This window comes from Dapis hubbardiae BLCC-M172, assembly GCF_050016015.1.
In the GTDB taxonomy this organism is placed as follows: Bacteria; Cyanobacteriota; Cyanobacteriia; order Cyanobacteriales; family Microcoleaceae; genus Trichodesmium.
Genome location: NZ_JBNHEQ010000231.1, coordinates 1 through 12,451 on the forward strand (window position 1 = coordinate 1; position 12,451 = coordinate 12,451).

The following is a 12,451-nucleotide window of genomic DNA, read 5'->3' on the forward strand; positions in this document are numbered from 1 at the left end:
CGGGGTTTACTATGGTTGGTAGTCCTTGGTAATTAATAATGGATAATGGATAATTAATCAATTTGGTTTAATATAAAATCCGGTTGAACAGTCGTCCGCAGCGACGAAGCGGAAGCAATCTCCGCGCACATAAGAGATTGCTTCCCTCCACTCCGTTCCAGTCGCAATGACTTGGGTATATTAGAGTTGTTGGGAAATAACTTAGGTGAGTGAAAAATGAAAACTTAAACTAATTAATTTTGGGAGCGTGATTTTATTATTTATGCTGCTATCAGGTACAAGTTCCATAGTCCAGTTGCTGTTAACATTAATTTGTCATCAAAATCATGGTTATATTTGGTGAAAAGACTTCAACAAGGATTCAAATGCTTTACGGTTTAATCCTGTTAATGCTCTTAGTAACCTGTCTTGTTTTAGGGCTCGTTCAACGTTTAGCATTCTTCTGGCCAATTTATTCTTTGCTCATTCTACCTTATTTCCCAACAACTCTATTAATTATCCAGATTTGGTTGTTGAATCAGAGCCAAGATTTATTAGTTGGAAATTACCCTGTTCTGCACCACCTTTAGAGATAGATAGTTCTTATAGTTGGGAATTTACTTTTGATTGTGGAGACGATAGATCGGTAGTAGTTCAAGGATTAATATTAAGGATAGCAGCAAGCGATAGTTTGATTAGTAAGTTAAAATCGGCTGAAACTGTTATAGAAAAGATTGATATTTATCAAGAAAATAATTTGTGGCATGAGAGTGTTACAGAGTTATGAAACTTGCATCGGAGTAATCCTAATAATCCAGAAATAAAGGATAGATTTAAGAGTTTATTAGGTAAAAAGTGGGATGATGATTTAGTTAACTATCCGATTCAAGATTGTTGTTAATTTGTTCGTTAATGGAGAATGAATTCCTCTTTCTCTAAAACAATAATTCCAGGAGACAAAGGACGCAACGCCCCCAAACTCCCCACACTAATTTATTCCGGAAATATGCAACGCCCTTTTTTTCTCCTGACTCCTGACTCCTCCCTAATTACCATTTCTCAAAAACTTTTCTACATTTGATTGAGTAGGGGAGTAGGGGAGTAGGGGAGTGGGGGAGAAGTAAAACTAAGGATAATCAAAGATTAAATTATCTCAAATCAGCAAAAAGGTAATTATCCCAAGGTGATTACTTAATAACTGAACTATTAATCAAGTATAGAATTACTTTTGGGAATTGGTATTATTTATAAATTATTCCCAGCTCGTCCTTCAGCTTCACCAAATATAATAAAATGTTCAAATCCACTCTTAAAAATGGCATTTTCTACTGCTAAAGCTACAATAGCATTAGAAGCTAAATAAAATCTTTCATCAAATTCAATAGTACGTTCATCACGACCTTCAAAAAACCCAACATTAATAAAATGATCGAATCCACTCTTAAAGACATTATTTGCTACAGCTTGACTAACACCAGGATTTTCGACTAAATAAGTAGTTTCATCAAATAAAAGACTAGGGTTACGTCCTTCAAATTGACCTCTATTCATAAAATGATCTAAACCATTTGGAAACAAACCATTTTGTATTAGTTGAACTACATCAGGATTATTTTCTAAATAAAACTCTTCATCAAAATATATTTCTATAGGATTAATTCTTTGTTCGCTCACATACTGAATAAAATTTTGAAAAGTATCAGGTGGCATAATATCTGGAATAATCTTAGCCACAAAAGCATTAGATTCCAAACCAGAAGTATTCAAAGCATCAATAATTGGAAAATCTATAGAATCAGAAAAACCAACCACATAAGTATTCTGAGCAGGGTCTATCGCAATACCATTTCCTGACTCATTCCCCACACCTCCAATAGTGGCAGAAAAATCCAAAAACGTTCCACTATTGGAAACTTTACTAACAAAAACATCATCCGGTAATCCTAAACCAACTCCTTCTTGAAATTCATTAATAATTGGAAAATCAACAGAAGCAGTGCTACCCGTAACATAAGCATTACCCAAATTATCTACAGCAATATCATTCCCAAATTCACTACTATTTCCACCTAAAAAACTCGCATATCCTAAACTATTATCCCGATTAATTTTCATCACAATACCATCACTACTACCGCCCCCAAATAAATTTTGAAATCCACTAAAAGCCGGAAAATCTCCCACAGGAGAAACAGCAATATCTCCTTGAAGAATACGAGTTCCTGTTGTACCAGAAACATAAATATTTTCAGCTAAATCTATGGCAATACCACTACCAGCATCTCCATCACTTCGACCATAAAAAGTTGAGAAAATTAAATCGCTACCTTCTGGATTTAATTTAGTAACAAAAATATCGCTATCCCCGCCATAAAAATTTTGCAGAGGGTTCTGAAGTGGGAAGTCAAAAGACCTAGTTGAACCTGTTATATAAGCATTACCATTATTATCTACAGCAATGTCAATTCCTGAATCTAAATCAAAGCCTCCTAATAAGGTTGAATATGCTAAAGTTCTGCCATTTATGGATAATTTAGTCACAAAAGCATCTCGATTCACATTATTAGTAGTAGTGGTTTGAAAAGCATTTTCTGTTGTGGGAAAGTCAGCAAAACCAGGAACAGGCTCGGCAGGAAATGGGGAAAAACCTCCCGTACTTCCTGTTACAAAAGCATTACCATTATTATCTACGGCAATACCTCTACTAATATCTTCATCTCGACCACCAAGGTAAGTAGAATATAGGACACTATTGCCTAAATTAGAAAGTTTTGTCACAAAAGCATCGCCGTTAAAACTTCCTCCACCATAAGCAGTTTGGAAGCCATTAACTGTTAGGAAATCTAGGGAATTAGTATTACCTGTAACGTAAACTCCGCCAGCAATATCTACTGCAATATCTATACCAAATTCGTCGTTACTTCCTCCAAAATAAGTAGACCAAAGAACAGTTCCATTTTGGTCTAGTTTAGTGACAAAAGCATCGTTATTAAAGACTGCTCCTCCTCCATTAAAGTCTGGTTGAATAGCATTTATTGTGGGAAAATCAACGGAAGTAGTATCTCCAGTTATATAAACATTTCCGGCAACATCTACAGCAATACCATTACCACGGTCAAAACCATTTCCGCCAATTAATGTGGAATATTCTACAGTGGGGTCGATAATTAATTCATAGTTTTTATTATATTCTCCAATGTCGAATCCTACTTGATTATTTCCGAGTAGTTGATAGGCAACTTCTACTGCAATTTGCTGACCATCTATTTCTTGATAAGCAATTGGGGGTGCTTCAGATAATTTTCCTAATTCTGTATTTATAGAAAGAGTACCGTCGGCAAGAATATTAATTTCTGCAACTCCACTATAATTGAGAATAATTTCAGAAGTATCAGCACCGGGAGCGACAATAAAATCTCTTTTTAGTTTATCATCTAAACTACTATATATTAGGTCAATACCCGGATATAAATTTTCATACTCAATAGCTGCATAAGTTGGCAGATCGGTATGCCAATTATTTAAGTAATTACCTTGGAAAAAATTGGCAACTCCCGGCAGTTTATTTAGGGGATTTATCTTAGGGTTAGAGTTAGCATTCTCAAAATTTAACTTCACTACATCTGAAATAGTTTCACCTTCGATATTTTGAGTAGCACTAAAGGTAATTTTATCTTTATAAAATAGTAAATCGTAGTTATTTGCTTTAGCTAAATACTCAACATAAGCATGGTTAACTTGCCCTACATTTTCGATAAAACTAATGCCTGTGAGCAAGTCATTAGTTTCAGATAAATCTGCCTCGGATATCTCCAATGCTTCTACCTTTAATTCCAGAGGTAATCTTTCTGAACTAGAGGCAATATTTAGATTATTAATTTCATTATATTCAGGCAGATTAGTTAAAGGTAGACCTGTTAATATATTTTCTGGTAACTCTAAGAAATTTGTCATTAATTTTCTCTAACAAAATCAAGCATAAGATTAGCAGGAACTTGGAAAAATTCCAAGTGCTGAAAAAGTCAATGTTGGCTAAAACTTGAATTTCAAGTTGAATAGCTACTTGATTTGTATCTTTTTTTCTGGTTTCTTTTCTTGTATAAGAAACTATTTCCTCCTGCCATTTTTCTAATGTTGGCATATATTACGAACAATTTAATTTTTCTTCCTCTACATAACCTTTTAATTCTGAGTCTGGCTAAATATGAAGCTTATCTAAACATCCTATACTTTTAGCTATTTTTTCCACCTCTTCCAATTATTTAATAAAATCTTCTGCCCATGATTTTTTCGCCATAATTGAACTATCAAATTCCAAACCTGCTGCTGTGAAAGATCGAGTTGAAAGTTTCAGCAGTTTAGACTCCAGTCTTCCTAAATCAGAACTTTACAATTCCCCTAGAACATCAGTATCTCAAAAAAGATTAATTTCTCAAGTTGGCTTGGAAATTCAGGCCAAGTTTGAAGAGTATAAGGCTAAATTGAACAGCAAGTCCGAAAAACAAGAAAAAGGCCAAGCTGGAAAGTTTATTAACTTAGTCCACAGTTCTGGTGTGGCCTTTACTCTGAGGCAATTATTTCTTCTATTGAAATCTAATTGTGTTGATTGATTTTCTGTTTTAACGTAGTAAAGTAATTTAGACTCAGTGAAAGACTTCAGAATCACTACTGCGCATAATCAAGACTAATTCACAAATAAATAATGAAACGACTAATTTCTCTAATTATAAGTTTACTTATTCTGATAGCCATCTACTGGAAAATTGATTTTGCTGGACTAATAAAAGTATTTCAAAATTCTAACCCTATATGGATGATAATTAGCATAAACATGATAATTTCATTGACAATGTTAACTGCTTGGCGATTACAACAGTTAATGCCAAAAAAGGGTAGAAAATCATCATCTTATTTGAATTTTAGAGAAGCAAACGAATTAATATTAGCTGCCAGTGTTTTAAACATGATATTGCCGTCAAAAATGGGAGATATTGCTAAAGCTTATTTTATGAAACAACGGGGGCATTTAGAAGGAACTTTATCTTTATCTCTAGTTATTTTTGAAAAGGCTTGTGATTTAGTTTCTTTGTTACTATGGTGCGTTTTTGGTTTAATTGTTTATCCTGAAAAAGACTTATTATTTTGGATGATGACTGCTGGAGTCGCATTAGGTTTAATCATCTGCTTATTGTTATTATCCTCTCGTAAATTTGCCAGAATATTTTTTGAAATTTCCCGAAAAGTTGCGCCGAAAAAAATAGGTGTAAAAATTGATAGTTTAGAAAATTCGTGGATAGAAATGCACAGATATTTTTGGCACGACAAACTACAATTAACAAAATTTGCTGTTACCTCTATATTTATCTGGTTTGGGCATTTATCACAAATCTGGTTTTTTACTTTAGCGTTAAATGCTTCAGCACCATTTATTGAAAGTTTAGCATTATCTTCTCTAGCAATTTTAGCCGGATTATTACCTTTAACTTTTGCAGGAGTTGGTACTCGTGATGCTGCTTTTATTATGTTTTATCAACCCTATTTTCCTCAAGAAGTTGGAGCTGCTTTAGGGTTACTTTGTACATCCCGTTATCTATTACCAGCAATTGCTGGTTTGCCATTTTTTGGGAAATATTTAATTAGGAAGCAGGGAGTCGGGAGTCGGGAGTAGGGAAGTGTGGAAAGTGTGGGAAGTGTAGGGAGTAGAGAAATTAGAGCTAATATCAAATTCGTTTATTTTGGAGGGTTATAAGAAACCGGGTTTGTAGGAGGTAAATGTTAGTATGTAAGACATTGAATATAAACCAGGCTTCTATTTCTATATTTTAAGGTTTCTATATTTTAGTTGAGTTCTTCTAATAGACTGTTTGTCAAATAAGTATTAAAAAATGGAATACTTACTACAATCTAAAAGCGGTAATTTCAAGAAATTCAAATCAGGTATATACAGAGGTATTAGGTATATCTATTCCTAGATTGTTAAGTGAAAAATAGTTGTTTTTATTTCTTGTTTCCTATTCCCTATCTCCTTTTTATATTTCCCTTATAAACAATCTCTGATACTCTCGGATTTGAGATAAAATATCTTTGCTTTAATTCCTAAAATCATTCAAAACATTATTAGCAAAAACTCGAAGTTTGGTAGGTAGTTTGGAGACCAAACCCCTAAGAGGCAAAATTCCTATATTACACCGGATTTATTCAGGATAGAAATTATGATAAGTAAAAAGTTATATTTACCAGATTTTAAGTTTTTATTTGACACACCAATACTACCTTATTTAATTATTGCTTTTGGGGTGGCTATGAGATTAATTCAATATTTAGCTAATCGTTCTCTTTGGGCAGATGAAGCAGTTTTAGCTCTCAATATTGTCAATGGTTCTTATTTAGAATTACTCCAACCTTTGGATTATGATCAAGGTGCGCCGATAGGTTTTTTAATAGTGGAAAAATTAGCAGTTCAGATATTAGGTAATAATGAGTATGTCTTGCGGTTTTTTCCTTTTATTTGTGGTGTCGGATCATTGTTTTTATTTTATGAATTAAGCAAAAGATTGATTCCTAAATCTGCTATTATTATCGGTTTGACTTTGTTTGCTAGTTTGCCATTTTTAGTATATTACTCAGCAGAAGTAAAACAATATTCTAGTGATGTGGCGATCGCTCTCCTTTTATATCTATTATTACTACCTTTGGTACAGCAAAAATTGAACCGGGGTCGCATAATTAAATATTCTCTGGTGGGAGCAACTGCTATTTGGTTTTCTCATCCTTCTATCTTTATTTTGGCAAGTCTTGGAGGAAGTGCTTTACTAATTGATTTATGGCAGAAAAATTCGCAGAAAGAATTGGATAAAATCAAACAGTTATTACTCATTTATTCAGCTTGGTTTTTAAGTTTTGTCATCTTTTATTTTGTGTCTTTGAGAAATTTAACTGGCAATGAAACTTTAACAACTTCTTGGGGAAGTGGTTTTCCTAGTTCCCCATTTGATATTATTTGGATGCTAGATGCTTTTGGCAAGTTTTTCTATAAACCTTTGGGGTTTAGTAAAGGGATTGATGGGTTAGCAATTGTGTTTTTTTTGCTAGGTTGTATTTCTTTTTGGTTGAGGAGAAAAGAAATTTTGTTGCTCTTACTTTCTCCATTATTTATGACTTTTTTAGCCTCCTTTTTACATCAATACCCGTTTCGGAGTCGTTTGGTTTTATTTCTCACACCTTATGTAATTTTTCTCATCGCAGAAGGTGGAAGTTATATTTTGAAAAAATTGAAATCTCGACCAATCAAAATTATTAGTATTTTCTTGATTATTTTATTACTCAGGCAACCTTTAGCAAAAGCTATCGATCTAATAGAAGAACCTCTAAATTATTCAGATATTAAACCCGTGTTGAGTTATATCAAAAAACATCAACAACCAGGAGATATTTTGTATGTTTATCAACGCGGAATATATCAGTTTCAGTATTATGCAGAAAAATATGGTTATCAAGAAGGTGACTATATTATTGGTGTGGATGATTTAGATAAATATGATGGTCAGGAGTTATCAATTACTGAGATGACAAGATATGAAAAAGATTTAGACAAACTCCGGGGAAATAAAAGAGTATGGTTATTATTTTCTCATACTCATATTCCAGCAGAAAGAAGATTTTTAAATTATTATCTGAATGAAATTGGTTTGAGAATAGATACTTTTGAAAAGCCTGGGTCTTATGTATATTTATATGATTTGAGTTGAGGTCTGGTCTAAATAGGTTTTCATTAATGGATAATGGATAATTGATAATGGATAATTACCTCTGGTTAAAACCATCAGATTGAATATCAGGAAATATTATTTCTTTATTTTCTCCTTAAAAGGAGAGGCTTTATACCTTTATTTTTCGGTAATATTTTGTTTTTTTCACAAATCATTTCTACAACCTGAGCATTCAGTTTTATATGCGAAGTAAAGCTGAACGGAGTTCTATCACTCAGAAACGATACTATTTCTAGTTGAATAAAAAGTCATGTATATTGGCAGGTTGACCCAGTTAATCTTTAACTTATCACAAAAATTGTGAGGATGCAACCCAAAATCTTTTGACGCGCGATTTTTTTGGAGCTTCATAAAATGAAAATTTTGGTGCTTCTGGACTGAAGAAGAATTGATGGCAAGATTTGATGATGGGAAAAATCCAACCTCTTTTCTGGAGATATATAATGCCATCAAAAAAATGGCTGTTGGGGACTCCCATTATAATTTGTAATTTAACGGTGAGAGGAAAACAGCCAATAGGGAAAGTATAGTATGTTTAGATATGTTTTGAATCTAGAAATTTTAATCATATTATTTGATTATTTTCTAGACAAAATCCTGACAAATTGTTAGAATAGGAAGCATGGTCGAAACAGAAGGGAAATGATAATAAGTTATTGCTATAAAATTAATCCAAATGGAGAACAAATAGCTAAGATAGATTATTGGCTAGAGTTACTCCGTAGGCACTGGAATTATGCGTGATAGTCAACGATTGGATTGGTTAAATAGAACCAGGTGTCAAATAGACCGATGCTCATTAATTTCATGTCCTATAGGTGAAATTCCAAGCAAAACAGATTATCATTTTCAGTCCGCAGAATTAAAACAGACCAAAAAACTATTTCCCGAATATAAAGAGATATATTTCGAGGTACAACAAAATAATCTGAGAAGGTTGGATAAGTCTTGGCAACATTGGCTAGTTCCAGATAAAACAGGCAAGAGATTTGGCAGACCGAAATTTAAGAAGTCTGGCAAATTAAGGTCCCGCGCGTTTTAGTAGAGTTAATCATCCTAAAGCTGCAATTAAGTTTGATGGGAAACAAATTATTGTTAGCAGATTTGGTGTTATTCAAGTAACAGTTCATAGACCAATTCCAGATGGGTTTACTATTAAAACTGCAACTATCACAAAGAAAGCTGACGGTTATTATGTTAGTTTGAGTTTGGAAGACAAGTCAGTTCCTAATCTAATCCCTACAAATAATATAAAAACTGTTGTAGGTATTGATGTAGGTTTAAAAGAGTTTTTGACTACTAATACTGGAGAAACTGTTTCTGTTCCTAATTTCTATAGAAAATCTCAATCTAATTTAGCTAGAAAACAGCGGAAAGCAGATAGAAAGGAAATTGGTTCTAATAACTGGAAAAAGGCACAGAATAAAATAGCTAGATTGCATCAACATATTGCTAGACAAAGAGAAGATTTTCACTATAAAACTGCTCATAAATTAGTTAAAGAATATGATTTAATTGCTGTAGAAGACCTTAACATTAAAGGTTTAGCTAGAAATACTAAACTATCAAAATCAATTTATGATGTAGCCTGGGGGGCTTGTATTGAAAAATTGAATGCAGTAGCGGTAAAACGCGGTATTCATGTAGTCAAAGTTAACCCTCATAATACATCACAAAATTGTTCAAATTGTGGTCAAAAAGTACCTAAAACTTTGTCAGTTAGAACCCATTCTTGCCCTAAATGTAAAACGGTTTTAGATAGAGATGAGAATGCAGCAAAGAACATATTAAATAAAGCATTAAGCGAGGTGGGTATCATCTGGCCTGCTTGTGGAGGCTTAGACGTTAGTCAGCCAAAGAAGCAAGAAACTTCTGAAACTTGGATTCAGCTTTCTTAGTTTAACAGAAGCTCCTATTATAATCTCCGATTTAACGGGAGAGAACTTCACAAATTCATAAATTCTACTTTTTCAAAGCTTTTTAAGGTCAATCAATTTTTCCTATTATAATCCATTCCAATAAGTAGGGTTTGCTGATTAAATATCAAAGCATTAAAAGATAAAGTTTTGATAAATTTTAGGTCTTTAATTTGTCAGAAAAGCTTCAGAGAAAGTTTTGTTTTTTCAGTAGCTTTTTAACTATTCTCTAAACCTATTTTATCAGTGAAAAAATTCGGTGTTGGTAAAGAAGGTATAGCCCACCAAGGATTATGTTGTTGTAACTCCTCCAATTTATAGGAACCAGTAGCAACGGCAATGGACTTAGCGCCAATAGCTTGACAACAACTTATATCATGGGGCGTATCTCCAATCACATAAACTTTTTCTAAGTTAATTTCTCCGACTAATTCTTGGGCAATATTTAACGCTTGACGAGCGATCTCTTTTCTATCTGCTAGTTGATCTGAAAATCCGCCCTGGGTAAAATTAAAATAATTATCTAAACCATAGTGAGTTATTTTTGCTTTTGCTCCGACAGAGGTATTTCCTGTTAGTAATAGAGAAATTACATCATTACGGTGGGGGTGTAAGTGAGAAAGAATTTCTTTGACTCCCTGTAATACTGCTCCTTGTTTTTTAGTGAGACTTTGGGGTAGATATTTACCATAAATTTGTAATAGTTGGTCTATTTTCTCATCATCAGGAGTCATACCTCCTAATTCTAAAATTTGAGCTGCTAGTAATCGATCTGTTGCTCCTGCTGTATTGAGTTGTGATAAATCTATCTCTTTACCAGTTATGTCTCTAGCAGCATCTTCTAGGGCAAAGATACCTGCTCTTCCGGTGGTTAATAATGTTCCGTCAATATCCCAAAATAGTATTGTAGTCATTTTGATCGGGGTAAATGGTTAATTCTTTTTTGTAACAGAACCGCTTTAAAAATTCTGCATATTTTTCTGTTAATATATCAATTCTTAGCAAGCTGTTAGTTATGGGTACATTTTTGATTGTTTCATAAGCTATATTCTGATTTTAGGGTTCGCTTGATCAGCACATTATCTTTCTAGATAAAGCATACTGACACAGAGATAATTAGTTATCCACCAAAATTTATCAATCGCTTGAGTATTTATTTTAAACTTTTCCATAAATACAAATTTCTCTAAAATGATTTGTTTATGTTTGTCAAATCTGACTATAACATAGATAGTCAAAATATGGTTGAAGTAAGCTATAACTCAAGAATCTAAACCGTTACTACAAAATAATGTATATCCAAAATATCAAACAAATTTTAATCCCATCAAATACCCCAACAGCAAATCAAAAAATATTCTGGCTAATTCTCAGTTTAACTTTCACAACAATATATAGTTTATTAGCACTTAAAGAAGCTTTTAGTGGAGAATATATAGTACAAGATGATGCAAGACAGCACGTTTTTTGGATGCGTCGTTTTTTAGACTCAGAATTATTTCCCAATGACTTAATTGCCGATTATTTTCAGTCTGTCGCACCTTGGGGTTATAAAACTTTTTATTGGCTATTTTCCCAAGTAGGAATAGACCCAATGTTTCTGAATAAATTATTACCTTTGGGGTTAAGTTTGGTAACTGCTGCCTATTGTTTTGGAATTTGTTTTGAGATATTGCCAATACCTTTTGCAGGTTTTATTGCCTCAGTATTATTAAGTCAAAATCTCTGGCTCCAAGATGACATAGCTTCCGGTACACCAAGAGCTTTTTTATATCCTTTATTTCTGGCAGTTTTATACTATTTATTGCAAAAATCGTTGGTTCCTTTTTTGGTAGCGATCGCTCTCCTCGGATTATTTTATCCACAATATGTTATCCTGATTGCTTTGATTTTAATTATCAGATTTTTAGACTGGGAAAAAGGCAGGTTTTGTCTTAGTAAAAATCGAGAGGATTATATATTGAGTGGAGTAGGTTTAGGAGTAAGTTTACTGGTAATTTTATTTTATGCTTTAAATTCTAGTAATTACGCACCTGTAATTACAGCATCCCAAGCAAAAGTTTTGCCAGAATTTGGGGAAGCTGGTAGAAGTGTTTTTTTCTTACAAAATTCCTGGGATTTTTTCATCTTCGGGGGTCGTAGTGGAATTTTACCTAAACAATTATTTCTGCCTCATATATTAATAGTTGGATTATTCTTGCCAATACTTTTTCAGAAGGAAGAAGGAAGGAGGAAGAAGGAAGAAGGAAGGAAGGAAGAAGGAAGAATAAAGAAGGAAGAAGGAAGAATAAAGAAGGAAGAAGAAGGGAAATTTTATAACCTTGATAATCGAATAAATTTCCCTAGACAATTACCTTTGGTTAAGCAAATAATTTCTAAGATTAATAAAAAGGAAGAAGTAAGAAGAAAGAATAAAGAAGGAAAAAGCTATAACCTTGATAATGGAATAAATTTCCCTAGACAATTACTCTTTCAGAAGGAAGAAGGAAGAAGGAAGAAGGAAGAAGGGAAAATCCATAACCTTGATAATGGAATAAATTTCCCTAGACAATTACCTTTGGTTAAGCAAATAATTTCTAAGATTAATAAAAAGGAAGAAGTAAGAAGAAAGAATAAAGAAGGAAAAAGCTATAACCTTGATAATGGAATAAATTTCCCTAGACAATTACTCTTTCAGAAGGAAGAAGGAAGAAGGAAGAAGGAAGAAGGGAAAATCCATAACCTTGATAATGGAATAAATTTCCCTAGACAATTACCTTTGGTTAAGCAAATAATTTCTAAGATTAA

At 33.0% G+C, this 12,451-nt stretch carries 8 protein-coding genes and 1 pseudogene; 7 read left to right on the forward strand and 2 right to left on the reverse strand.

The genetic code is table 11. The annotated features are described in order from the left end of the window. Window positions 1–505: 505 nt before the first annotated feature. The gene (locus tag ACP6PK_RS21510; protein WP_168186622.1) at window positions 506–766 is read left to right on the forward strand and encodes a DUF928 domain-containing protein; all 261 of its coding nucleotides are present in this window, start codon (window positions 506–508) and stop codon (window positions 764–766) included. 458 nt (window positions 767–1,224) lie between these two features. Here ACP6PK_RS21510 and ACP6PK_RS21515 read toward each other — a convergent pair whose 3' ends face one another. Then, window positions 1,225–3,933 carry a DUF7948 domain-containing protein gene (locus ACP6PK_RS21515; RefSeq protein WP_426562502.1) on the reverse strand — a complete coding sequence of 903 codons (2,709 nt, stop codon included), beginning with the start codon at window positions 3,931–3,933 and terminating at the stop codon, window positions 1,225–1,227. A 374-nt stretch (window positions 3,934–4,307) separates the two neighbouring features. Between ACP6PK_RS21515 and ACP6PK_RS21520 the strand changes: the two genes are divergently transcribed. From ACP6PK_RS21520 to ACP6PK_RS21540, 5 genes are all read left to right on the forward strand, one after another. Then, entirely contained in the window at window positions 4,308–4,589 is a 282-nt protein-coding gene (locus ACP6PK_RS21520) for a hypothetical protein (protein WP_094675637.1), read from the forward strand. Between the two features lie 92 nt (window positions 4,590–4,681). Continuing rightward, on the forward strand, window positions 4,682–5,647 hold the full coding sequence (locus ACP6PK_RS21525; protein ID WP_426562504.1) for a lysylphosphatidylglycerol synthase transmembrane domain-containing protein: 966 nt from the start codon (window positions 4,682–4,684) through the stop codon (window positions 5,645–5,647). A 544-nt stretch (window positions 5,648–6,191) separates the two neighbouring features. Further along, window positions 6,192–7,727 (forward strand): glycosyltransferase family 39 protein, encoded by a 1,536-nt coding sequence (locus ACP6PK_RS21530; protein WP_426562506.1) that lies wholly within the window; start codon window positions 6,192–6,194, stop codon window positions 7,725–7,727. A 663-nt stretch (window positions 7,728–8,390) separates the two neighbouring features. After that, window positions 8,391–8,492, forward strand: coding sequence for a helix-turn-helix domain-containing protein (locus ACP6PK_RS21535; RefSeq protein ID WP_246843972.1), 102 nt, complete (start codon window positions 8,391–8,393; stop codon window positions 8,490–8,492). Between the two features lie 392 nt (window positions 8,493–8,884). Continuing rightward, on the forward strand, window positions 8,885–9,646 hold the full coding sequence (locus ACP6PK_RS21540) for an RNA-guided endonuclease InsQ/TnpB family protein (RefSeq protein ID WP_426562518.1): 762 nt from the start codon (window positions 8,885–8,887) through the stop codon (window positions 9,644–9,646). Between the two features lie 236 nt (window positions 9,647–9,882). Here ACP6PK_RS21540 and ACP6PK_RS21545 read toward each other — a convergent pair whose 3' ends face one another. After that, window positions 9,883–10,578 carry an HAD family hydrolase gene (locus tag ACP6PK_RS21545; RefSeq protein WP_426562508.1) on the reverse strand — a complete coding sequence of 232 codons (696 nt, stop codon included), beginning with the start codon at window positions 10,576–10,578 and terminating at the stop codon, window positions 9,883–9,885. Window positions 10,579–10,955: 377 nt separating this feature from the next. On the opposite strand from ACP6PK_RS21545, the pseudogene ACP6PK_RS21550 reads away from it, so the two are divergent. Beyond that, window positions 10,956–12,451: pseudogene (locus tag ACP6PK_RS21550) on the forward strand (hypothetical protein); the annotation flags it as partial.